Here is a 23,144-nt window from a genome sequence, read left to right on the forward strand (position 1 = left end):
GGTCCTACGCGGTCGCTCGACGGAACGCCGCCGCGTTCTGCCGAGCCCACTGGGCGAAGGTGCGGGCGGGACGTCCCGTCACCTTCTCGATCACGCCGTTCGGGGTGTTGAACTCGACCGGCGGATCGGCGAAGATCTCCAGCTGAAAGTCGATCATGTGCTCGGGTACGCCCTGTGCCCGCATCCTCGTCCGCGCCTGGTCCGGCGTCAGCTCCACGAACTCCACGTCGTGACCGGCCGCCGAGCCCAGTACGGCGATCTTCTCGCGCAGCGAGATCCGCTCCGGGCCCGTGAGCAGGTAGTCCGCGCCCGCGTGTCCGTCTTCGAGCAGCGCCGTCGCGGCCACCGCCCCGATGTCCCCCTCGTGCACCATCGCCGTGCGCGAGTCCCCGAACGGCTGCTCGACCCGGCCGCCTCGCACGTCGTCCGCCAACTCCAGGGCGTTGGCCATGATCTCGGTCGGCGACACCGTCGTCCACGCCAGCGCCGACGCCCGCACGGCCGGCTCCAGCGTCGACTCCGACCAGCCCGCCAGCATGGTCACCCGGCGTACCCCCGCCGCCTCGATCCTCGCCACCAGCTCGCCGCCGTTCTCGAGCGGGGCGTAGTCGTCGCCCCCGAAGTTGATGAGGTGCACGGCGGTGACCCCGTGCAGCGCCGACGCCAGCGACGCCGCGTCGGTGAGGTCGCCGCCGACGACCTCGACCCCCGGACCGAACGTCGCCACCGAGGGCCGCCGCGTCAGCACCCGCACCGGCGCACCGGCCTCGCGCAGCGCACCCACGACCTGCCGCCCGACCGTGCCGGTCGCGCCCGCCACCAGAAACGTCATGTCTGTCTCCCCACCTCGAAGGTCACCGCCCTTTCCGGCGGTACGCCCACGATCACACCCATTGCGGACAAGTGCTGTCCGCAATGGACAGCGGCTCTCGCGAGAGTTGTGTGGAGCACATCCGGCACGTCACCCGCCGTATGTTGTGTACATTCTGTAAGGGCGGGCGAGCTGACCCCCGTACTCAGAGCCATGATCCCGTGTTTGACGGGGCGGAAGGTGGGGGCAGGGTGGCGGCGCCACAGTCATGGGCCGGTGGCATGCCCGCGTCCGCGAGGACCTCCGCCGCGGAGGCCTGGCAGTGGCGGGAACCGTCGGTGCTCCTGATCGAAGACGACCCGGGCGACGCCCTGCTGGTCGAGGAACTCGTCGCCGACAGCGCGTTGAAGATGCGCCTGCGCTGGGCCCGGTCCATGGCCGAGGCCCGCGAGGTGCTGCTCGTGGAGGCGCCGGACTGCGTACTTCTCGACCTCCATCTGCCGGACGCCCGAGGGCTCGAGGCCGTGTCGATGGTCCACGCCCTGGCCGACCAGGTCGCCGTCGTGGTGCTCACCGGACTGGCCGAGGACGAGACCGGCCTCGCCGCCCTCATGGCGGGCGCACAGGACTACCTGGTCAAGGGCCGCGTCGAGCCGGAACTGTTCGGCAGGGCCGTGCGGTACGCGATGCAGCGCAAGGAGGCCGAGCAGGCCGCGGTGGCGCTGCAGGCCAGCCAGATGCACGCCCGGGAGAACGCCCGGCTGGAGAGAGGCCTGCTGCCCCGCCCGCTGCTGCACGGCACCGGCGTGGACGTCGTCGCCCGCTACCGCCCCGGCCGCGCCCAGGCGCTGCTCGGCGGCGACTTCTACGACATCGTCCAGAGCCCCGACGGAACCGTGCACGCCGTCATCGGTGACGTCTCCGGGCACGGCCCCGACGAGGCCGCCCTCGGCGTCGCGCTGCGCATAGCCTGGCGCACCCTGGTGCTCAGCGGCGTCACCGGCCCCGAGCAGATCGGCCGCCTGGAGGAGATCCTCGTGGCCGAACGAGCCCGCACCGAAGTGTTCGCCACGCTGACCAGCCTCATCCTGCCGCCGGGCGCACCCTGCGCACGGATGGTGCGGGCCGGGCACCCGGGCCTGCTGCTGCGCACCGACGGCGACGTGCGGTGGGTCGAGGTCCCCGGGGGACCGGCCTTGGGCGTGGTGCCGGGCCTGGCCCACTGGCCGGTGCAGGAACTGCCCCTCCCGCCGGGAGCGGCACTGGTGCTCTTCACCGACGGACTCTTCGAGGGGTACGTCGGCCAGGGCAGGGAGCGGCTCGGTGAGGAAGGTCTGCTCCGGCTCGCGAAGGAGGTGGCCCGGCTGGCCCCGGAGCCGTTCGTCGACGGTCTGATCGACCGGGCCGAGGACCTCGCCGAGGAGCAGGGCGGCCTGGCCGACGACGTGGCCGTGCTGCACCTGCGCTGGAACGCGCGGCAGGAGAACGAGAACAAGGGTGGAGACGAAAGCAGTGGCTGACGAGAAACGGCGGCCGCGGGTCGGCGGCCGGCTGACGGTGCAGGGCTGGTTTCAGCTCGTACTCGCCCTCATGGTCCTCATCGTGGTGGTGGGCACCGTGGTCGGTGCCCGGGTGCAGGGGCGCACCACGGAGCTGACCGACCAGCTCACCGACCGCGTCCAGCCGGCCCAGACCGAGGCATACCGGCTGCAGGCAGCCCTGGTCAACCAGGAGACGGGCGTACGCGGCTACGCCATCGCCGCCGACCGGCAGTTCCTCACCCCCTACGAGCAGGGCAGGAAGGACGAGGCCCGGGCCGTGGCCCGGCTGCGCACGCTCATCGGGGACCAGCCCGCGCTCCTCGCGGACCTGGAGACGGTGGAGCGGCAGGCGGCGGAGTGGCGACGGAGCTACGCCGACCCCCTCGTGGACGGTGTCACGCCCGGTGAACCCCGGACCGTCGACCAGACGACCGCCGGGCGGGGCAAGAAGGTCTTCGACGCGATGCGCGTCGGCTGGACCCAGCAGAACCGCGACCTCGCCGACGTCGTCGAGGACGGCAAGGCCGAACTGGCCGACGCCCGCACGCTGCGCAACCTGACCTTCGGCGTCATGGTGGCGGCCTTCCTGCTGGCCGGTGTGGCGCTGGCGATCGTGGTGCGCCTGCTGGTGGCGCGCCCCCTGCAGACCCTGCGCGAGGCCTCGCGCAGGGTGGCGCGCGGTGACTTCGAGTACTCCATCCCCGCCGAGGGCCCGGCGGACCTCACCGCCGTCGCCCGGGACGTCGAGGACATGCGGCAGCGGATCGTGTCGGAACTCGCCGCGTCCAAACGGCAGCAGGACGACCTGAGCCGGCAGGCCGCCGACCTGGACGCACAGGCCGTCGAACTCCGCCGTTCGAACGCCGAACTGGAGCAGTTCGCCTACGTCGCCTCCCACGACCTCCAGGAGCCCCTGCGCAAGGTCGCCTCCTTCTGCCAGCTCCTGGAGAAGCGGTACGGCGACAAACTCGACGACCGGGGCCTGCAGTACATCGACTTCGCCGTCGACGGTGCCAAGCGCATGCAGGTCCTCATCAACGACCTGCTCACCTTCTCCCGCGTGGGCCGGCTCAACGACGCCGCTGTGGAGTGCCGCCTCGACGAGTTCCTGTCCAAGGCCCTGACCAACCTCGACACGGTCATCACCGAGACCGGTGCGCAGGTCGAACGCCCCGAGGAACTGCCCCGGGTCGTCGGCGATCCGACCCTGCTGGTCATGCTCTGGCAGAACCTGCTCGGCAACGCCGTCAAGTTCCGCGACCCCGACCGCGCCCCACGGATCCGGATCACCTGCGACGAGGACCCCGACAACGCAGGCGCCTGGCGGTTCTGCGTCACCGACAACGGCATCGGTATCCCGCCGGAGTTCGCCGAGAAGGTGTTCGTCATCTTCCAGCGGCTGCACAGCCGCGACTCGTACGGTGGCACCGGCATCGGCCTGGCGCTGTGCAAGAAGATCGTCGAACATCACGGCGGGCGCATCTGGGTCGACACCGCCCACACGGGCGGTACCCGCTTCTGCTTCACTCTGCCGTCCGTCGAGAACGACACCGGCGACATCGACTCCCGTACCGAGGAAAAGGCCCTGGCATGACGACTCCCGCCACCCCCATCGATGTCCTCCTCGTCGAGGACGACCCGGGCGACGAGCTGATGACGCGCGAGGCGTTCGAGGACAACAAGATCGGCAACACCTTGCACGTGGTCCGGGACGGCGAGGAGGCGCTGGACTTCCTCTACCGCCGCGCCGGCCATGCCGAGGCCCCCAGGCCGGACCTCATCCTGCTCGACCTCAACCTGCCCAAGTACGACGGCCGGCAGGTCCTGGAGAAGATCAAGTCCGACTCCGAGCTGAGCGACATCCCGGTCGTCGTCCTGACCACCTCGGCGGCCGAGGAGGACATCCTGCGCAGCTACAAGCTGCACGCCAACGCCTACGTCACCAAGCCGGTCGACCTGGACCAGTTCATCGCCGCGGTCCGCCAGATCGACGACTTCTTCGTCCAGGTCGTACGCCTGCCCCGACGCGGCCTCTGAGCGAGCGGGCGGGCACGGCCTCCTTACGGACCCTCCGCGCCGAACAGGGCTTTCGCGAGCGGGTCCGCACCCAGGAACGCCGTCAGTCCGGCCCGGTCGGGTGCGGTGGCCGGGCCCCGGCGGCCCACCGCGAAGGCCGCCGCCGCGTTGGCGCCGCGTGCGGCCGTCAGCGGGTCGTGGCCCTGTGCGAGCAGGGCCAGGAACGAACCGACGTGGGCGTCTCCCGCCCCGTTGCTGTCGACCGCGTCGACAGGGAATCCCGGCACGTGGATCGGTTCCTGGCCGGGCAGCGCCAGTCGGCAGCCGTCCTTGTCGGCCCGGACGAGCACGCCCGCCGTCGGGGCCAGCCGCTCCCGCAGGGATGCCACCGCGGCCCCCGGATCCTCGTGTCCGGAGAGCAGACGGGCCTCTCGCGCGTTGAGGCTGAGCCAGTCCGTGCGGGCGAGGACCGGCGCGAGGACGGCCTCGGGAATGTCGGCCACCAGGGGCGCCGGATCGAGGCAGAGCGTGATGTCCGCCGGGAGCCCGGAGACGAAGGCGGACAGCAGGGGACCGTTGACCGGCAGCACCAGACCGTAGCCGGAGAGCTGCACCAGGTCCCCGGGGCGCAGTTGCCCCGCGACCGCGTCGATGTCCGAGGGCCGCAGCGTGGCCTCGACACCGAAGCTGGTGACGAAGGTGCGTTCGCCGCCGCTGTCGATCAAGGCGACGGTGAAACCGGTGTCGGCGTCCGTACGGGCGGGGAGCAGGGTGCCGATGTCCTCGGCGGCGAGCGCCTCGCGTACGAGATCGCCGTACGGGCCGCTGCCGTGCAGCCCGGCGAACACCGCCTCCGTGCCGAGCCGACGGGCCGCGACCAGGGTGTTGAACCCGCCGCCGACGGTCGTCTCGCTGCGCGTGCCGATGACGTCCCCGCCGCGTTCCGGCAGCGCGGGGACCTCGATCACGAGGTCGGCGATCACGTTCCCGGCGAGGACGAGACGGCCGCTCATCGTCCGGCCTCCTGCAGCGCGGAGGGCACGGTCCGGTCCCCGCTGCCCGCGACGGAGCGGGTGCCGCGGTCGAACAGCGCGTACACGGCGGCGCCGACCGCCATGGCGATCGCCCAGCCGAGGCCGTTCCGGCCGAACCAGGTGTCGGAGAGCGGGCCCGCGAACCAGACGTCGCTCTCACTGGTCGCGGCCTTGGTGAAGAGCAGGCCGGCCACGATGGCGGCGAGCCAGCCCAGGACTGCGGGCAGCCGGAAGCCGCCCGAGTACCAGTAGCGGCTGGTCGATGTGGTGTCCATCAGCGCCTCCGGGTCGTAGGCGCGTCCGCGCAGCGAGTCGACCGCGATCACTCCGATCCAGGCCGAGATGGGAACGGCGAGCAGGGTCAGGAAGGTCGAGAAGGGCCCGTAGAAGTCGTCGGCGATCAGCATGAAGTAGATGCCGCCGACGAACATCAGCACCACGTCGAGGGCGACGGCGGCGGCGCGCGGCACCCGGAGCCCCAGGGTGATCATCGTCAGCCCGGCGGAGTAGGTGGAGAGGTGGTTCGACATCAGCAGCCCGCCGAAGGCCGCGACGAGATAGGGGATCGCCATCCAGGACGGCAGCATCGCGTTGATGGCCGCCACCGGGTCGGAGGAGGTGGCGAGCGTGGGATCGCCCGCCGAGAGCAGCGACCCGAGGGAGATCAGCAGGACGAGGGGGATGCCCGCACCGAAGGCGGAGGCCCCGATGAGCCGACGGCCCGGGACGGACCGGGGGAGGTAACGGGCGTAGTCGGCACCGGCGTTGGCCCAGCCGATGCCGGTACCCGCGGCGATGAAGCCGATGCCCGCGATCACACCGCTGGCCGGGCCCGCCGGAGTGTCGAGAACCTTGGACCAGTCGACGGTGGCGACCAGGAAGCCCATCACGACCAGGTTGAGCGCGCCGAAGACGACTGTCGCCCACTTGTTGATCCACATGATCGTGGCATGGCCGAGGCCGCTGATCAGCAGCGTGCAGCTGATGAAGACCAGCAGGCAGACCAGCGTGAGCACGGTGTTCCGGCCCACCCCGAAGGCGGTGTGCAGCATGGCCAGCAGCGCGTACGCCGCGGTCGTGGTGGTGATGGTCTCCCAGCCGACCCGGCTGAGCCACGTGATGAGGGTCGGACCGGCGTTGCCCCGCTGTCCGAAGACCGCCCGGGAGAGGGTGAGCGCGGGCGCCCCGCCCTTCTTGCCGGCCAGACTCAGGGCTCCCACCAGCGCGAAGGAGCCGAAGGAACCGACAGCGGCGACGAGGGCCGCCTGCCAGATGTTCAGGCCGCGGAAGGCGACGAGCGTCGCGCCGAGAGGGAGCCCGAGGATGCTGATGTTGGCTGCGAACCAGGTCCAGAACATCTGACCGGCCTGGCCGTGCCGCTCGTGGTCGGGGACCGGCTCGATCCCACGGGTCTCAATGGCGCCGACGCGGTCGTTCGTCTTCGAAGCGGTCATGACGGAACCTCCTTGCAGGGTGCGGAGGGGCGGGGCGTTCTCGGGTGGCTCGCTCAGCGGAGTGCGAGCAGCCGTGTGGTGAGGGGTTCGAGGTCGAGGGAGTTGACGGACCGCAGCGTGTCCACGGCCTCGGCGGGCAGCCCGGAGAGCCCGGCGACGGACCCGGCGACGGCACCGGCGATCGCGCCGATGGTGTCACTGTCACCGCCGAGGTTGGCCGCGAGCAGGGCGGCCTCCCAGGGATCGCCGTCGGCCACCGCCAGTACCGCGAACGCGGCGGGCACCGACTCCTGGCTCGCGACGCTGGTGCCGACGAGCGCGACGATCCGGTCCAGCGCCTCGGCCTCCGGGAGATCCTGTACGAGATCCCGTGCCCAGGTGATCCGACTGGCGATGTCGGCCCCGGCGACCCAGTGGCCGCGCCGCGCACCGGCCCGGGCCGCGACCACCGCGGCGGCCACGGCCTCGTCCAGCGAGCCGCCGCCGACACCCGTGCTGACGGCGGCGGCGACGGCGGCCGCGCCCGCGATCCCGAGCCCCGTGTCATGGGTGACCTGGCAGGACTCCACGACATGGTCCAGGAAGACGTCCAGCGGCTGGACGTCGAAGGCGATGCCGACGGGGGTGACACGCATGGCCGCGCCGTTCGTCGTGCCGTTCCTGCCCGCCTCCCGCGCCGGAACACCGCCGGCCACCGCGTCCAGGGCGGCCTTGGTGGAGGGGCCGAGGAGGTCGAAGGAGCCCTTGGCCTTCATCTCCTTCTCCCAGTCGAGCAGGTCGTGGGCCAGGCGCAGGGGATCGATCCGGCCGTGTCCCTCGGCGATGAGGCGGCCGACGATGACGGCCTGGTCGGTGTCGTCGGTGACGGAGCCGGCCGGCATACCGGCGCTGACCGGGTTGTCGGGGAGCGCGGGCCGGAAGCCGGTGAGCCTGCCGTAGACCCGGACGACGTCCTTCCTGGACATCACCTGTGTGGGCATGCCGAGAGCGTCGCCGAGGGCGAGCCCGTAGTAGGCGCCGAGGGCGCGGTCGAGTCGGTCGGTCACGGTCGGCCTCCCTGGCCCGAGCGCACGTGCAGTTCGAATTTGGCGGGGTCCAGCAGGCTGGTGACCTGCTCGACGACCGAGCCGTCGCCCGCTCGGTACACCTGGGTGAGCCGCAGGAAGGACTCGCCGGGCGAGCGGTGCAGCAGGGCCGCCTCCGCCGCGTCGAGCCCGCGCACCGACACCACACCCTCACCGGAGACGGTGACCCGGCCCGCGGCGATCAGCGCCCGGCTCAGCGAGCCGTCGACGAGGCCGCGTTCGGGCAGCCCGGCCAGGTCTCCCGTGGCCGGGACCCTGCTGCGCTCCAGCGACACGCCCCGTCCGTCGGCGAGCCGTCTCACTCGGTCCAGCGCGATGAACGTACTCGCATCCATCCCGAGTTCGGCGGCCAGCTCATGGTCGCTGACCTCCTCGAAGCGCAGGGTCTCCGACGTGAGCTCCGTGCCCTGCTCGGCGAGGGCCTTGGTCCAGCCGAGCCGGTTGTCGATCGGCGTCCCCTCGAAGGTGACGAAAGAGCCGATCCCGGCATGGGTGGCGATGAGCCCTTCCTCCCCGAGGGCTTGCAGTGCCTGCCGCAGAGTGGTGCGACTGACCCCGAAGCGCTGGGTGAGCGCGTGCTCCCCGGGGAGCCTGCTGCCGTCGGAGTGGACTCCGGCCCTGATCTCGTCGGAGAGAACACGGACGATGCGATGGTGTTTGTGTACCTGTCCAGGCATGTCCAAACAGTAAATGAACAAGTCTGGTCAGGTCCATAGCCGACCGAGGATTTCCCGAACCGCGTGATCACGCCGAGCGGGGCGTGCTAGATTCCCCACATGAACATGGTTCCCATTATCGAAAGAAAGCGTAGGTAGGCCACGTGCCTCCGCCCTCGACATCCATACCGACGGCGCGCGCCGACGCGTTCACCGCGGCCGAGGAGGCATCGGCCGCACCCGCCGCGGGAGGCGGCGGCCGACTCGCCTCCCGCACGGGACTGCTGCTCGCCTGCGGCGCGTTGACCGCCTTCCTGCTCGCTTCGGTCGTCGTGGCCATCGGCCTGGGACCCGCGGTCATCACCCCGGGGGAGACCGCCCGTCACCTGTGGGCGGCGCTCAGCGGCGGGCGCATCGGCCAGGACGAGGTGACGACGTACCAGATCATCTGGCAGATCCGCACCCCACGCGTCCTGCTGGCGGCCCTGGTCGGGGCCGGGCTCAGCGCGGTCGGCGTGGCGATCCAGGCCATGGTGCGCAACGCGTTGGCCGACCCCTTCGTCCTCGGCGTCTCGTCGGGCGCCTCCGTCGGCGCCGTCGCCGTCACGGTCACGGGCGGGCTCGCGGCCCTCGGCATCTACGCCGTCTCCGCCGGAGCCTTCGTCGGCGCGCTCGCCGCCTCGCTGCTGGTGTACGCCGCGTCCGCAAGCCGGGGCGCGATCTCCCCGCTGCGACTCGTCCTGACCGGCGTGGCCATGTCGCTCGGATTCCAGGCCGTGATGAGCCTGATCGTCTACTTCGCGCCGGACAGTGAGGCGACCAGCATGGTCCTGTACTGGACCATGGGCAGCTTCGGCGCCGCGACCTGGGGCTCGCTGCCCGTCGTGGCGGTGGTGGTCACGACCGGGATCCTGGTCCTCCACCGGTACGGGCGGGTGATGGACGTCCTCGCCCTCGGCGACGAGACCGCCGCGAGCCTGGGCGTCGGCCCCGACCGGCACCGCAAGGGGCTGCTCGTACTCGTCTCCCTCGTCACCGGCGTCATGGTCGCCGTCAGCGGTGCCATCGCCTTCATCGGACTCGTCATGCCGCACGTGGTGCGCATGCTCGTCGGCGCCACCCACGCCCGCGTCCTCGCCGTGGCACCACTGGCCGGAGCGATCTTCATGGTGTGGGTCGACCTGGCGGCCCGGACCGTGGTCGCCCCCCGAGAGCTGCCGCTCGGCGTCATCACCGCACTCGTGGGCGTGCCCGTCTTCATCGGCCTGATGCGCCGCAAGGGCTATACGTTCGGGGGGCGTTGACATGGATCTGAGGCTCGACGGACTCTCCGTCGTGACCGACGGCAAGAGCCTCGTGCGCGGCCTGTCCCTGGACGTGCCGGACGGGCAGGTCGTGGGTCTGGTCGGCCCGAACGGCAGTGGCAAGTCCACCGCGCTGCGGTGCGTGTACCGAGCCCTGCGTCCCAGCTCCGGAACCATCTGGGTGGGCGAGCGGGACCTGACACGGCTGCCGCTGCGCCACAGCGCGCGAACCATCGCGGCGATGACCCAGGACGGCGCCGTCGACTTCGACTTCACGGTCGAGGAGGTCGTCGCACTCGGTCGCGCGCCCCATCTCCAGGGGAACCAGGCCCTCAGCGGCCGGGAGCGCGAACTGTGCGAGCGCGCGATGCGCCAGCTCGACATCGGGCACCTCGCACACCGGGGAGTCCTGACCCTGTCGGGCGGCGAGCGCCAGCGCGTCCTGCTGGCCCGCGCCCTCGTCCAGGAGCCGAGCATCCTGATCCTGGACGAACCGACCAACCACCTCGACGTCCGCCACCAGGTCGAGCTGCTCTCGCTGCTGCGCGGGTCCGGCCTCACCGTTCTCGTCGTCCTGCACGACCTCAACCTGGCCGCGGCGGCCTGCGACCGTCTCGGCGTGCTGGCGCGGGGCCGCCTCGTCGCCTCGGGCACGCCCGCGGATGTCCTCACGACCGAACTGGTCGGCGACGTCTTCGGCGTCACGGCCACCGTCGTCCCGCACCCGCTCACGGGCGGTCCCCAACTCCTCTACTCGCTCGGCTCATCCCGGTGAAAGGCGCCTCACGACATGCGTAGAACTCCCCTCCCCGTCCCGGCACGACAGCATGCGGCTCTCGGATCCGCCCTGGTGGCGGCGCTGGTGCTCAGCGGCTGCGGCGCCGAGGTCGAACCGGACGCCAAGACGTCCGCCGAGGTCACCGTCAAGCGCTGTGGTGAGCCGGTGCGGTACAAGGTCCCCGAGCGGGCCGTCGCCTACGAAGCCGGCAGCGCCGACAAGCTGTTCGCCCTCGGCCTGACCGATCACGTGCACGGCTACGTGATGCCGCCGGCCAACCCACCGGTGAGCGAGTCCCCGTACGCGTCCGAGTACGCCAAGGTGAAGATGCTCAGCGACGACCTCCTCAACAAGGAGGTCGTCGTCGAGGCCAAGTCCGACTTCGTCGTCGCGGGCTGGAACTCCGGATTCAAGGACGAGCGGGGCATCACGCCGGCCATCCTGGACAAGCTCGGCATCCAGAGCTTCATGCACACCGAGAGCTGCTTCAACTATCCCGGGTATCCCGAGAAGGTCACCCCCTTCGAAGCCCTCTACACCGACCTCGAACGGCTGGGCAGGATCTTCCGGGTCGAGGAGAAGGCCAGGACGGTGGTCGACGGGCTCAAGGAGCGCGTCGAGGCCGTCGAGGCCAAGGCTCCGGCGGGTGACCCGGTTCCCGTCTTCCTCTACGACTCCGGAACCGACCAGCCGTTCACCGCGGGCAATCAGGTCCCGCCCAACGACATCATCAAGTCGGCGGGCGGCAAGAACGTCTTCGACGGACTCGACGAGCGCTGGACCCAGGTCAACTGGGAGTCGGTCGCCGAGTCGGAGCCGGAGGTCGTCGTCATCCTCGACTACGGCGACCTGCCCGCGAAGAAGAAGATCGACTTCCTGAAGAAGTCTCCCCACACCAAGGGACTCCCCGCCGTGAAGAAGAACAACTTCTTCGTCCTCGACTACAACGAGGGCATCAGCGGACCCCGCAACATCGACGGTCTGGAGAAGTTCGGCGCGTACCTGCGCCAACTCGCCGGCTGATCGGGCGATGCCATACGGCACCGGCGAGGTGCCGTATGGACAGTCGCGCCTCGGTCAGTCGCGCACCAGCACGGGCATCCGTGCCGGAGCCTGTGACGGCGAGGCGGCCGCGTTGCCGAAGTTGCCCTCGACCTCGGACTTCTCCGCCGCGTTCGGGTACGGGTTCGTGCAGGCGACGCCCGCCGTGGAGCCCGACATCAAGCTGGAGCAGGGCCCGGGTTTGCGGTCCGGCAGCCCCAGGATGTGGCCGAGTTCGTGGGACGAGATGCGTACCGTGTTGTAGCCCTGGTTCACCGCCTGGCGTCCGATGTAGACCGTGCCGTTGCCCAGTGAGGTGGTGTAGGCACGCGGCCAGCCGTTGTCGGCCAGGATGCGGATGTTGGCCCGCTGCCCGGACGCGGCCGGGCGCATCTCCACGCCCTCGACACTCTCGTTCCATATCGCCGCGCCCCGGTCGACGGCCGACCGGAACTCCGCGGAACCGCTCGCGTCGTAGGTGAGCACCGTGGCCGCGGCCAGGGACCGCGCGGTGCCGTTCGGGGAGTCGGCGGCCACGGCCTGGCCGCTCAGCAGGGGCATGGACATCAGCAGGGCTGCGGCGATACCGCCGGTCAGCGTACGGACGTGCATGTTCGACCTCCTTGTGGGGGTAGGAGTCGTGCTCATGACATCACCTGCGTCCCTGCCCGCTCGACCCGGCGGTCAATCCGCTATTCCGTCCGATGTCGAACAACTGCGCTGATAGCGTGGCGCCTTGAGTGAGGGGGAGTAGACAGCACGTGACTTCGACGGAGTTTCTGATCGGCGGGGATCTGCGCGTACGGCGGCTCGGATTCGGGGCCATGCACTTGCCGACGGACCCGGACCCGGCCCGCAAGACCTCTCTCGCGGTCGCCCGGCGGGCCGTCGAGCTGGGCGTCACGCTGATCGACACCGCGTACATGTACGGCGGCGGAGCCAACGAGGAACTCCTGGCCGAGGCCCTCCACCCCTATCCCGACGAGCTGCTGATCACCACCAAGGTCGGCGTCGCCCGATCGGGCCCCGAGGGCGAGTGGAGGCTCGACGGGCGGCCGGCGGTGCTGCGCGACCAGGCCGAGCAGGCTCTGCGCCGACTGCGCGTCGAGCGGATCGAGCTGCTCCAGCTTCACCGGATCGACCCCGAGACCCCGCTCGCCGACCAGGCCGGCACGCTCCGGGAGCTGCGGGACGAGGGGAAGATCGGCCGGATCGGACTGTCCGAGGTCACCGTGGGCGAACTCGACCAGGCACGGCGAATCGTCGACATCGCGAGCGTGCAGAACCGCTACAACCTGCTCGACCGGGAGCACGAGCCGGTGCTCGCGGCGTGCGAAGCGGCGGGGATCGCGTTCCTGCCCTGGCGTCCTGTCGCCTGGGGGGAGTCGGGACAGCGGGCCGAGGTCGCCGCCGTGGCGGCCGAAGCCGACGCCACCCCCACGCAGCTTGCCCTGGCCTGGCTCCTCGGCCACTCGCCGGTCGTCCTCCCGATCCCGGGCACCGCCCGGATCGACCACTTGGAGGAGAACCTCGCCGCCGAGAACCTCGACCTGTCCCAGGCCCACCGCGATCGCCTCGACCGCCTCGGAGACGCTCGGAGCCCGGGAACGACCCAGTAGCGCCGCCGGTTTGGAAGCCGAGTGACAGAAGTGGCGTGCATTGGTCTAGGCCTGAGCGCTCCGGCCTCGTATGGTCGGCGGTGGCCGGCGGCACGACCTTCCCCCCACCCGAGTTGCGAGCCGGCTCGGACGACGCCCCACGACCGCGACCCGAGCAGCCGGGTGAACTCCCCCACTCACCGCCTCCGGGAGGCCATGGTGAAAGTTCGCACCAGATTGTCGGCAATCATCGGCACGCTCGGTCTCGTCGGATCCCTGGCTCTGGCCACGGCGTACGCCGACGAGCCCGCCACCGACGCGGGCGCGGCGCAGGTCGCGCTGACGGAGGTGGCCCAGGCCAAGAACCCGACCGCCGGTGCCGCGGGACCCGGCGACACGGTCTGGATCGCCGAACGCGCCGGCACGGTCCGCGTCCTGAACGACGCCGGACTCGGCGAACCCGTCCTCGACATCTCCGACGAGACCACCACCGACGGCGAACGCGGCCTGCTCGGCGTGACGTTCGACCCCGACTTCACGCACTTCTACATCTCCTACACCGACCTCCAGGGCACCAGCACCATCGACGAGTTCGCCGTCCAGGACGGGACCATCCAGGAGGACACCCGGCGCACCGTCCTCACACAGGAGCAGCCCGAGTCGAACCACAACGGCGGCGACATCAAGTTCGGTCCCGACGGCTACCTCTACATCGCGTTCGGTGACGGCGGAGGCGGCGGCGACCCCGACGGCAACGGGCAGAAGCTCGACACCCTGCTCGGCAAGCTGCTCCGGATCGACCCGCAGGGCGGCACCCCGTACGCCGTCCCGCAGGACAACCCCTTCGTCGGCGACCCGAACGCCAAGAGCGAGATCTGGTCGTACGGGCTGCGCAACCCGTGGCGGTTCTCCTTCGACGCGGGCTCCGGCGACCTGCTCATCGCCGACGTCGGCCAGAGCGCATGGGAGGAGATCGACTGGGCGCCCGCGGACAGCAAGGGCGGCGAGAACTACGGCTGGGCGCAGATGGAGGGCACCCACCCCTTCCGCGGCGGCACCGAGCCCGCGAACCACGTCCCGCCGATCCACGAGTACGACCGCAACGGCCTCGGCTGCTCGGTCACCGGCGGCTACGTCTACCGCGGCCAGGCCATCGCGGACCTCGCGGGCCAGTACGTCTACAGCGACTACTGCGACGGCACCCTGCGCTCCCTGGAGATCGAGAACGGCAAGGTGACCGCCGAACACGACCTCGGCGTGAACGGCGGAGAGGTCGTCTCCTTCGCCCAGGACACCGACGGCGAGCTGTACGCCCTGGCCATCGGCGGCACGGTCTGGCGCGTCGACCCGGCGTGACGCGCGGGAATGACGGAGCCCCGGGAGGGCCGCATTTCGCGAGGGTAGGGTAGAAGAGTGACCCTCACCGTGCGGCCCGACCGCGTCGTCCGACGCCCACGCTGAGTGGGCGCGTCCGTGACCGGTGCGCGGGAGCGCGCGGTGCTTCCGACGGGGTCGCGCCCGTGGTTGGGGGCGATCGCGGCCCTCGCCGCACTGGTGGTCGTGGCGCTCGGGGTCCTCTACGCCGGTGCCGGCGGGCCCGGCGTGGTGGACGTGCGCGTCGCGGCGGCGGTGGAGGGTGCGGGGTCGTCGTGGCGGCATTTCGCCCTGGCCACGGACTTCCTGGGGGAGCCCGGGGGAGCGGCGATGCTGGTGGTGGCCGCGGCGGCGGGTGCCCTGGTGCTTCGGTGGCCTCGTGCGGCGGTGCTCGTCGTGGCGGGTCCCGGCCTGACCGTGGTGGCGACGAAGCTTCTCAAGCCCCTGGTGGGACGCACCATCCACGACGGTCATCTGTCCTACCCGAGCGGGCACACCGCGTTCCTCACCGCGTTCGCACTCGCGGTGGCGCTGCTCGTGACCGGCCGGCTCCGGCTCGGCGGCGCGGCCGGCCCGTCGCTCGTGCTCGCCACGGCGACGGCGGCCGGCGCCGCGATGGGCTGGGCGCAGGTCGCCCTGGGCGCGCACTACCCGACGGACGCACTCGGCGGCTGGTGCACCGCGCTGGCGGTGACACCGGCTGCCGCGTGGATGGTCGACCGGACGGGAGACAGGCTGGCCGGTCGGATGTCCGACGCCCCTCAGCCGGAGCGCCGCTGACGCCACGTCACACCGAACGGCGGAACACCGGCTTCACCGGTCGTCCCCCCATCCACGGCGTGGGGTCACCCGCGTCCAGCGCCTTCCGGTACACCGCACACGCCTGCGCCACCACGTCGACGGTGTGATCGATGTCGGCGTCACTGAGCGCGTCGCTCACCACGAACGACGGGGCCAGCACGCCGCCCGCGAGGAGCCGGCGAAGGAACAGCGTGCGGTACTGCTGCGACGGCCGACGGTTCTCGTCGAGGGTGGCGAAGACCAGGTTGCTGGCCCGCCCCCGGACGACGACGTGGTCGGCCACGCCCATGCCGGCCGCGGCGTCGCGGACACCGGCGGAGAGCCGCTCGCCGAGCGCGTGCAGCCGCGCGGTGACGCCCTCCTCGGCGTAGGTGGTCTGCACGGCCATCGCGGCGGCCAGCGAGTGCGTTTCGGCCCCGTGCGTGGTGGACAGCAGGAACACCCGGTCGCCGGAGTGACGCAGCCCGCCCCACTCCATCAGATCCCGGCGCCCGGCCAGCGCGGAGACGGCGCATCCGTTGCCCAGCGCCTTGCCGAAGGTGGAGAGGTCGGGGACGACCCCGTACAGGCCCTGGGCGCCGGCCTCGGACCAGCGGAAGCCGGTGATCATCTCATCGAAGACCAGCACGCAGCCGTGCTGGTCGGCCAGCTCGCGCAGACCGGCGAGATACCCGGGCGGCGGCTCGGTGTGGGTGGCCGGTTCCAGGATCAGGCAGGCGACCTCGTCCTGGTACCGGGTGAGCAGTTCCTCGGTGGCGGCCAGGTCGCCGTACGGGAACGCCACGGTGAGGTCGGTGGTCGCCGCCGGAACACCCGCGGACATGGGCGTGGTGCCGATGAACCAGTCGTCGACGGAGTAGAAGGGGTGGTCGCCGCAGATGGCGACCCGTGCGCGCCCGGTGGCGGCGCGGGCGAGACGTACCGCGGCGGTGGTGACGTCGGAACCGTTCTTCGCGAACTTCACCATCTCCGCGGTCGGCACGGTGGCAAGGAAGCGTTCCGCGGCCTCGACCTCCACGACGGACGGCCGGACGAAGTTGCTGCCGCGGTCGAGTTCGCGCCGCACCGCCTCGACCACGCGCGGGTGGGCATGCCCGAGGCTTACCGACCGCAGGCCGGAGCCGTATTCGACGTAGCGGTTGCCGTCGACGTCCCACACATGGGCACCGCGGCCGTGGCTGATGACGGGGGCCAGGTCGTCGGGGTACTGGTCGTCGCCCTTGGCGTAGGTGTGCGCGCCCCCGGGAATCATGGCGTGGAGCCGCTCGTTGGCCTGCCGCGACCGGGGCAGGAGGAAGCCTCCGGACTCTTGGGTGTCCACGCGTACTTCAGCCCTCTCTCTGCTTCAGGACCTCGGCGAGGCTCGGCGCCTCCCGGTCCCGCCGGGACATCGACATGGGCGGCAGCGGCCAGGGGACGGCGAGTTCGGGGTCGTCGAAGGCGATCGTGACGTCCTCGGCCGGATCGTGGGGGCGGTCGATCCGGTAGGAGGTGTCGGCGGTCTCGGTCAAGGCCTGGAAGCCGTGCGCGCACCCCGCCGGGATGTACAGGGTCACTTGCGTCTCGCCGGACAGTTCGAAGGTGGCCACGTTGCGGTAGGTCGGGGAGCCGGGTCGCAGGTCGACCACGACGTCGAAGATCCGCCCGTACGAGCACCGCACCAGCTTCGCCTCTCCGGCACCCGAGCGCAGGTGCAGCCCGCGCAGCACGCCCCGGACCGAGCGGGACACGCTGTCCTGGACGAAGGCGTCCGGGTCGAGGCCCACCGAACGGATCACGTCGGCGTCGAAGGTGCGGCAGAAGAACCCGCGCTCGTCGGCGTACGGCACCGGCTCGAAGAGGTACGCGCCGGCGATCTCCGGGACCGCGGTCGCCTTCATGAAGTCTCCTGTCGGACGCGGGCGTTGGCGTTGCCGGTCGAGGGGAACACGGTCGCGGTCAGGACGCTGAACTGCCGCTCCAACCGACGCACGGCGCCCTCTTTCCGCTCGGCGAGGGTCAGCCGCAGCTCCCCCGAGCGCTTCTCCAACTCCCGGAACTGCTCCAGCAGCTGCTCCGCGTCGACCTCGCGGGCCGGGTGGCAGAACGGGGCCAGCCCCATGCGAGCCATCAGGGCGTCGCTCTTGGCCGAGTAGCTGAGCGCGAGCGTCGGCGTGCCGACCTTCAGCGCGCAGACCAGGTTGTGGTACCGGGTCGCCACCACTGTGTCTGCGGCCGCCGTCTCCTTCATCAGGTCGGCGAGCGAGGCCGTCTCGGCGACGGTGACCAGCGGCGAGTCCACCGCGTCGCGGATCACGTCGGCCACCGGCCGGTCGAGCTCGTCGCCGGTGAGCAGCCGGACCGGTCTGCCCTCCGCGACGAGCGCGCGGACGAACCGGGTCGTCCCGTCGAGGTAGCGCCGGTGGATCTCGTCGGCCCTGGCGCGGTCGTCGTTGCCGCCGTAGAAGGCCATGACGCCGACGCAGACGGTGCCCGGCGGAGCCGAGGGCGCGCTCGTCGCCGGTGTCGGCAGGGCGAACGCGAGGTCTTCGTAGACCTCGTCGCGCGCGGTGTCCACGCCCATCGCCCGCATCGCGTCACGGGACATGTCGTCCCGGAACGACCGGTACGTGGCCAGCCGCGCCGACCAGCGCGTCAGGACCCGTGTAGGCCGCCGGGCGATCGTGGCGGCGCCGACACTGACCAGCGCGACCCGGGTGCGGAGCAGCCGCCCGGTCGCGCAGAGCAGGAACAGCGAGTACGGGAAGCCCCACGGCCGCAGCGGCAGCGTGGCCTCCAGGACGCCCGTGCCCGGCACGATCACCACGTCGTGCCGGCGCACCCAGACGGCGGTGCGGACGGCGTCGACGAGTTTGCCGAGCCCCTTGGCCGCGATCGCGCCCGCCCGCGACGCGGTCCGGTACTCGCCGCTGTACCAGTTCAGCCGCGTCGCCGGGATCCCGTACCGGGTCTCGACGTCCTCGGGTCCGCCGCACAGCGCGTCCACGACGGCCTCCGGGTGCTCGGCGCGGAGGTACCCGAGCACGGCCTCGAGCGATCCGTCGTTGCCGACGTTGCCGGAGCCGAGCAGCCCGAACACCCCGACGCGCACCGGCGTTTCGTGTGGGGCGGTCATGCCTGCCTCCCCTCGCGGCCGGCGACGAGCGCGTCGACGGAGACGGTGAGCCGGTCCGGGTCGATCGGGGCGCGGTCCTCGACCCGCTCACCGGCACCGGGCCGGACCCGGCTGGTCATCCACGCGGCGAGGTGGCGGTAGCACGCGCGCCGGTCGGCGGCCGACAACGGCGCCCGCCGGATCGCCGCGACGAAGCCCCAGACGTACTCGGCGAGCAGCCGGGGCGTCGGGTGCAGCGGGCCCGCCCGGCGCGGGTCCAGGTTGACGCACCGGGAGCGCTTGCCCGGGTTCGCCCGCTCGGCGCGGGTGGGGTGGTCGCGGCGGAAGTACAGCAGCTCCGGCACCTGGTGGAAGGGCCCGTGCAGGGTGATCTCGGCGACGAACGTGCGGTCCGCGTGGTGGTAGCTGTCGTGCGGTTTCACCCGGCGCAGCACGTCGGCCCGCATCACCCCGTAGAAGTCGTCGCCGCCGGGCTCGAACAGCAGACTGCGGAAGCGCTCCGGCGCGTGCGGCGAGTCGGTCGCGAGCCCGTACTCGTAGGGGACCTTCACCTCGCCGTCGCCGTCGATGACCGCCTGGCCGCTGTGCGCGAGGATCACGTCCGGCCGCTCGTCCAGCGCCTGTACGCAGCGCCGTAGCAGGTCCCGGGCGTACAGGTCGTCGTGCGAGGCCCACTTGAACAGCTCGCCCCGGCACTCGGTGAACACGTGATTGTGGTTGGGCGCGGCGCCGATGTTCCTGGGCAGCCTGAGGTACCGGATGCGTGAGTCCCGCGCGGCGTACCGGCGGCAGATGTCCCGGGTCCCGTCGGTCGAGGCGTTGTCGGAGACGACCAGCTCGAAGTCCTCGTAGGTCTGGCCGAGCAGGGCGTCGAACGCCTCGGCGAGGTACTCCTCGCCGTTGTACACGGGCAGGCCGATGCTCAGCCGGGGTTGGGCGGTCATGGCGTCCTCACTTCACGGATGGGATGGTGGTGGCGCTCGCGCAGGGCGGCCCGCAGTTGCAGCCACCAGACGGCGGAGCCGCAGGCGGCGGTGGTGGCGACGCCCCAGGCGGAACCGACCGTGCCGGCCGCGAACGCGCCACCGAGCCCTCCGCCGACGTAGCAGGCGGAGGCGAACAGCTGGCAGCGCAGGCTGCGCCGGGCCGCGGCGAGCGCGCGCAGCCCGGCCGCCGCGCCGGTGCCGAGGCCGGCGCCCGCGACACCGAGCGTCACCGGCACGATGAGCGCCGAGGCGGCTGACCAGACGTCACCGAGTACCAGCTCGCCGAGCCGGTCCGGGACCAGCAGCAGCGCCGCGCCCCAGAGCAGGGCGCCGACGGCCTGCCCGCCGCCCAGGAGGAGGCAGAACCTGCCCAGCCGCCGCGGGGCCTCCCGCAGGACTCGGGCCGCCTCCGCCACGGTGACCAGCGACAGCCCCATCAGTACGGCGAGGAAGGGGCCGAGCAGCAGTTCGGCGCCCCGGATCACACCCACCGCGCCGACCCCGACGATCACGCCGAGCCCGTACGCCCGCAGCTGGCTCGAGCCGCTGACGCCGACGTTCTCGACCAGGTACCGGTAGCCGAGGTCGCGGTGGTCGCGCAGCCAGTCGCGTGCCCCGGTCAGCCTCGGCCGGATGCCGGACTGGAAGCAGCCGTACACGGCGGCCACCGCGGCGGACGTGCCCCACGCGACCACGAAAGCGGTCACGCTGCCCACACGGGCCGCCACCACCATGGCGGGGACGAGCGCGACACCCCAGACGACGTCGTTCACGAACGCCTTGCGCCCCTGGCCGGCGGCGAAGAACGAGTACCGCCAGGCGTCCTGCAGCAGCAGCCCCGGCAGCATGAGGCCGAGGCCGGCGAACGCGGCTCCCACCCGGCCTCCGATGCTCAGCCCGGTGACCAGGCACACCGTGCCGATACCGGCGCCGACCAGGACCGCAGTACCCGACGACCGGGCCACCGCCCCTCGCCAGGACGATTCCGGCACACCGCTGAAGCGCACCACGAGCGGGTCGGTGGCCAGCCCGCGGGACACGTTGAGGACCACGCCGTAGGTCACCCAGGCCAGGCTGAACACGCCGAACGCGGTCAGCCCCAGCGAGCGTGCCACGTAAACGCCCACCACGAAGTTGGACAGGCTGGAGGCCGCCTGGTCGGCCAGCCCCCAGGACAGCCTGCCGACGACGCCCCGCCGGGCGGGCCCCGCCGGTGTCGTCGTCTTCTCCCCCTCGACGGTCATCGGCGTCATGCCTTGATCAGTCCGGCGCCGTGCAGGGCGTCGGCCGCCGCGGCGACCGTGTCGAACGGCAGCCCCGACCGCTCGGTGACGTCCAGCAGGCTGTGCCCGCCGTCGGAGAGGCTGAGCACCCAGAGCATGGCCAGCTGCGCCTGCTTCGTGTCGCTGCGCCCACCGAGCGAGTTGTACAGGCCGCGCCGCCCCAACTGCGGTTCCCCGTACGGGCTGAGGTTGACGTAGCGCCGGTTGCGGTCGAGGACGGCGAACGCCTCGCGGCAGACCGCGAGCGTGTCCGCCATCGCCCCGGGGGAGACGAAGTCCAGGTCGTCCGCCGACGTGTGGTACTCGGGATAGCCCGCGTACGGGGTCCGGGTGAGCGAACCCACGCCGAGGTCGAACCCGGGCGAGCAGTACTGCCGCTCGTCGTAGCCGTACGGCGTGAACTCGGAGACACGGTGGGGGCGTTCGGAGACGGCCAGGACGTGCCGCAGCACCCGGTCGATCTCCGCGTCGCCGCGTCTGCTCTGTTTGTACGTGAGCCGGCCGGGGTCGCCGGCGCAGGCGAGCACCAAACCGTGCCTGACCCTCTCCACTCGTTCCCTGTTGCGGGCCAGCCAGGTGATCGCCCCGATGGTGCCGGGCGCGAAGACGAACCGGTAGGTGTAGTACGGGTTCCGCTCCGCCAGCTCCCGGGCCAGGAAGGTCGCCACCGCGATGCCGGCCAGGTTGTCGTTGGCCAGTGACGGGTGGCAGACGTGGCAGGAGACGATCACCTCGTCGGGGACCTGCCCGGGGACCACGTGCTCGGCGTAGGTGAGGTGGCCGTCCGCGAGGGTGGAGTCGATCCGGACCTCGTAGTCGCCGTCCGGCAGCGCGTCCAGGGTGTCCTGGGCCAGGCAGAAACCCCAGTCCGGCTTGTAGTAGCTGGTGCGGTACGGCACCCAGCCCGGGTGGTCCGGCAGGGTGTGCAGGTGCGCGCGCAGTTCGGCGAGCGGCATCGTCGCCGACACCGGGACGCTGTAGCCGAGCACGTGCAGGCTGGACGCGGCGAAGTCGACGACCCGGTTGCCGTGCGCGTCGGCGATGTACGCGTCGCGGATGTTCCACTCCTGCGGCACCGTCCAGTCGAGCACCTGCGTCCCGGTCGGCACCTCGTGCACGTGCAGAGGGATGTACTCGTCGACGATCCGCAGGGTGTCGCGCACACCGTCGCCGGTGATGCTCCGGCACAGCGGGTACAGCCGCTCCACCAGGGCGTACATCTCCTCTCCGGGCTCGGTCATCCGCGCCACCGCAGGGTGTCGTCCACGGAGCCGGCGTCGGAGGCCGCACGCAGCACGGCCAGCCGGGTGAAGCGGCGCTCGAAGTCCTCCCGGGTCAGCCCGTGCTTCCGGTAGGCGTCGGCGAGTTCGAGCGCGCCCTGCTTCACCGTCCACTCGCAGTCGAAGCCGGGCACCGCGGCGCGGAACCGGGAGAAGTCCACCCGGTACGACCGCGGATCGGCACCGGTCTCCCCGGTGATCACCACGCGTGAGTCCGGCACCGCCGCCGCGACCTGCTCGGCGATCTCGGCGACCGTGACGTTGTTGACCTCGCTGCCGATGTTGAACGCCCGGTCGTGCACCGCCTCCCGAGGCGCGGTCAGCGCGGCCGTGAAGGCCCGGGCGATGTCCACGGCGTGCACCAGGGGACGCCAGGGGGTGCCGTCCGAGAGCACCAGCACCTCGCCGGACAGGAGCGCGTGGCCCACCAGGTTGTTCAGTACGATGTCGGCGCGCAGCCGGGGCGAGTGACCGAAGGCGGTGGCGTTGCGCATGTACACCGGGCTGAAGTCGCCGTCGGACAGCGCGTGCAGGTCGTCCTCCACCCGCACCTTGGACTCCGCGTACGGCGTCACCGGGCGCAGCGGGGCGTCCTCGGCCACCAGCTCGCCCCCGCCCGCGGCGCCGTAGACCGAGCAGGTCGACGCGTACAGGAAGCGCCGCACCCCGGCGTCGCGGGCCAGCCGGGCCAGCCGCACGGACGCGTGGTGGTTGATATCGTACGTCAGCTCCGGCGCCAGGGAGCCCAGCGGGTCGTTGGAGAGCGCGGCCAGGTGGATCACGGCGTCCACCCCGGTGACGTGCTCCGCCGTGACGTCACGCAGGTCGACCCGGTGCCCGGGCGGGTCCTCGGGCGACGGGCCCAGCAGGCAGTCGGCGAACAGGCCGGCGTCGAGTCCGACGACCTCGTGCCCGGCGGCCGTGAGGACGGGCGCCATCACGGTGCCCAGATAGCCCTGGTGTCCGGTCAGCAGTACGCGCAAGGTT

General features: G+C 71.7%; 22 protein-coding genes. 9 read left to right on the top strand and 13 right to left on the bottom strand.

Annotated elements, in window-relative coordinates; genetic code table 11:
- Positions 1-4: 4 nt before the first annotated feature.
- Positions 5-832 carry an NAD(P)H-binding protein gene (locus tag ACFC1X_RS15875; RefSeq protein WP_376353599.1) on the bottom strand — a complete coding sequence of 276 codons (828 nt, stop codon included), beginning with the start codon at positions 830-832 and terminating at the stop codon, positions 5-7.
- A 260-nt stretch (positions 833-1,092) separates the two neighbouring features.
- Between ACFC1X_RS15875 and ACFC1X_RS15880 the strand changes: the two genes are divergently transcribed.
- The 3 genes from ACFC1X_RS15880 (at position 1,093) to ACFC1X_RS15890 (ending at position 4,389) form a co-directional block, all read left to right on the top strand.
- The gene (locus ACFC1X_RS15880; protein ID WP_376353601.1) at positions 1,093-2,331 is read left to right on the top strand and encodes a PP2C family protein-serine/threonine phosphatase; all 1,239 of its coding nucleotides are present in this window, start codon (positions 1,093-1,095) and stop codon (positions 2,329-2,331) included.
- Between the two features lie 70 nt (positions 2,332-2,401).
- On the top strand, positions 2,402-3,946 hold the full coding sequence (locus tag ACFC1X_RS15885; protein ID WP_376353800.1) for an ATP-binding protein: 1,545 nt from the start codon (positions 2,402-2,404) through the stop codon (positions 3,944-3,946).
- Positions 3,943-4,389, top strand: a complete 447-nt coding sequence (locus ACFC1X_RS15890) for a response regulator (protein ID WP_376353604.1) — start codon at positions 3,943-3,945, stop codon at positions 4,387-4,389. The genes ACFC1X_RS15885 and ACFC1X_RS15890 overlap by 4 nt, the downstream gene beginning before the upstream one ends.
- A gap of 23 nt (positions 4,390-4,412) precedes the next feature.
- Here ACFC1X_RS15890 and ACFC1X_RS15895 read toward each other — a convergent pair whose 3' ends face one another.
- Genes ACFC1X_RS15895 through ACFC1X_RS15910 form a run of 4 tightly spaced genes read right to left on the bottom strand, consistent with a single transcriptional unit; the run spans position 4,413 to position 8,618 of the window.
- The gene (locus tag ACFC1X_RS15895) at positions 4,413-5,381 is read right to left on the bottom strand and encodes a PfkB family carbohydrate kinase (RefSeq protein ID WP_376353607.1); all 969 of its coding nucleotides are present in this window, start codon (positions 5,379-5,381) and stop codon (positions 4,413-4,415) included.
- On the bottom strand, positions 5,378-6,856 hold the full coding sequence (locus ACFC1X_RS15900; protein ID WP_376353610.1) for a purine-cytosine permease family protein: 1,479 nt from the start codon (positions 6,854-6,856) through the stop codon (positions 5,378-5,380). Before ACFC1X_RS15900 ends, ACFC1X_RS15895 begins: the two co-directional genes overlap by 4 nt.
- A 53-nt stretch (positions 6,857-6,909) precedes the next feature.
- Positions 6,910-7,902: an ADP-ribosylglycohydrolase family protein gene (locus ACFC1X_RS15905; protein WP_376353613.1), complete on the bottom strand. Its 993-nt coding sequence runs from the start codon at positions 7,900-7,902 to the stop codon at positions 6,910-6,912.
- Positions 7,899-8,618, bottom strand: a complete 720-nt coding sequence (locus tag ACFC1X_RS15910) for a GntR family transcriptional regulator (protein ID WP_376353616.1) — start codon at positions 8,616-8,618, stop codon at positions 7,899-7,901. The genes ACFC1X_RS15905 and ACFC1X_RS15910 overlap by 4 nt, the downstream gene beginning before the upstream one ends.
- Before the next feature lie 263 nt (positions 8,619-8,881).
- On the opposite strand from ACFC1X_RS15910, the gene ACFC1X_RS15915 reads away from it, so the two are divergent.
- Genes ACFC1X_RS15915 through ACFC1X_RS15925 form a run of 3 tightly spaced genes read left to right on the top strand, consistent with a single transcriptional unit; the run spans position 8,882 to position 11,702 of the window.
- On the top strand, positions 8,882-9,901 hold the full coding sequence (locus ACFC1X_RS15915) for a FecCD family ABC transporter permease (RefSeq protein WP_376353803.1): 1,020 nt from the start codon (positions 8,882-8,884) through the stop codon (positions 9,899-9,901).
- Between the two features lies 1 nt (position 9,902).
- On the top strand, positions 9,903-10,676 hold the full coding sequence (locus ACFC1X_RS15920) for an ABC transporter ATP-binding protein (protein WP_376353619.1): 774 nt from the start codon (positions 9,903-9,905) through the stop codon (positions 10,674-10,676).
- Between the two features lie 15 nt (positions 10,677-10,691).
- Positions 10,692-11,702, top strand: a complete 1,011-nt coding sequence (locus ACFC1X_RS15925; protein WP_376353621.1) for an ABC transporter substrate-binding protein — start codon at positions 10,692-10,694, stop codon at positions 11,700-11,702.
- Between the two features lie 54 nt (positions 11,703-11,756).
- On the opposite strand, the gene ACFC1X_RS15930 is transcribed toward ACFC1X_RS15925, so the two are convergent.
- Positions 11,757-12,332 (bottom strand): snapalysin family zinc-dependent metalloprotease, encoded by a 576-nt coding sequence (locus ACFC1X_RS15930; RefSeq protein WP_376353624.1) that lies wholly within the window; start codon positions 12,330-12,332, stop codon positions 11,757-11,759.
- Between the two features lie 149 nt (positions 12,333-12,481).
- Here ACFC1X_RS15930 and ACFC1X_RS15935 point away from each other — a divergent pair, with 149 nt between their 5' ends.
- From ACFC1X_RS15935 to ACFC1X_RS15945, 3 genes are all read left to right on the top strand, one after another.
- Entirely contained in the window at positions 12,482-13,339 is an 858-nt protein-coding gene (locus ACFC1X_RS15935; protein WP_376353627.1) for an aldo/keto reductase, read from the top strand.
- Between the two features lie 198 nt (positions 13,340-13,537).
- The gene (locus tag ACFC1X_RS15940) at positions 13,538-14,674 is read left to right on the top strand and encodes a PQQ-dependent sugar dehydrogenase (RefSeq protein WP_376353806.1); all 1,137 of its coding nucleotides are present in this window, start codon (positions 13,538-13,540) and stop codon (positions 14,672-14,674) included.
- 141 nt (positions 14,675-14,815) lie between these two features.
- Positions 14,816-15,472 (top strand): phosphatase PAP2 family protein, encoded by a 657-nt coding sequence (locus tag ACFC1X_RS15945; RefSeq protein WP_376353630.1) that lies wholly within the window; start codon positions 14,816-14,818, stop codon positions 15,470-15,472.
- A 7-nt stretch (positions 15,473-15,479) separates the two neighbouring features.
- Here the strand turns inward: ACFC1X_RS15945 and ACFC1X_RS15950 are convergent, their stop codons facing one another.
- Genes ACFC1X_RS15950 through ACFC1X_RS15980 form a run of 7 tightly spaced genes read right to left on the bottom strand, consistent with a single transcriptional unit; the run spans position 15,480 to position 23,140 of the window.
- Entirely contained in the window at positions 15,480-16,814 is a 1,335-nt protein-coding gene (locus tag ACFC1X_RS15950; protein ID WP_376353633.1) for a glutamate-1-semialdehyde 2,1-aminomutase, read from the bottom strand.
- A 7-nt stretch (positions 16,815-16,821) separates the two neighbouring features.
- The gene (rfbC, locus tag ACFC1X_RS15955; RefSeq protein WP_376353636.1) at positions 16,822-17,373 is read right to left on the bottom strand and encodes a dTDP-4-dehydrorhamnose 3,5-epimerase; all 552 of its coding nucleotides are present in this window, start codon (positions 17,371-17,373) and stop codon (positions 16,822-16,824) included.
- A complete protein-coding gene (locus ACFC1X_RS15960; protein ID WP_376353638.1) occupies positions 17,370-18,608 on the bottom strand; it encodes a polysaccharide pyruvyl transferase family protein in 1,239 nt (412 codons plus the stop codon). The genes rfbC and ACFC1X_RS15960 overlap by 4 nt, the downstream gene beginning before the upstream one ends.
- A complete protein-coding gene (locus ACFC1X_RS15965; protein WP_376353640.1) occupies positions 18,605-19,552 on the bottom strand; it encodes a glycosyltransferase family 2 protein in 948 nt (315 codons plus the stop codon). Before ACFC1X_RS15965 ends, ACFC1X_RS15960 begins: the two co-directional genes overlap by 4 nt.
- Positions 19,549-20,838, bottom strand: coding sequence for a hypothetical protein (locus tag ACFC1X_RS15970; RefSeq protein ID WP_376353809.1), 1,290 nt, complete (start codon positions 20,836-20,838; stop codon positions 19,549-19,551). The genes ACFC1X_RS15965 and ACFC1X_RS15970 overlap by 4 nt, the downstream gene beginning before the upstream one ends.
- 5 nt (positions 20,839-20,843) lie before the next feature.
- Complete coding sequence (locus ACFC1X_RS15975; RefSeq protein WP_376353642.1) at positions 20,844-22,118, bottom strand: DUF4910 domain-containing protein; 1,275 nt, start codon at positions 22,116-22,118, stop codon at positions 20,844-20,846.
- A complete protein-coding gene (locus ACFC1X_RS15980) occupies positions 22,115-23,140 on the bottom strand; it encodes an NAD-dependent epimerase/dehydratase family protein (RefSeq protein ID WP_376353645.1) in 1,026 nt (341 codons plus the stop codon). Before ACFC1X_RS15980 ends, ACFC1X_RS15975 begins: the two co-directional genes overlap by 4 nt.
- Between the last annotated feature and the right edge of the window lie 4 nt (positions 23,141-23,144).

Source organism: Streptomyces sp. NPDC056128, from assembly GCF_042263835.1.
Taxonomy (GTDB): domain Bacteria; phylum Actinomycetota; class Actinomycetes; order Streptomycetales; family Streptomycetaceae; genus Streptomyces.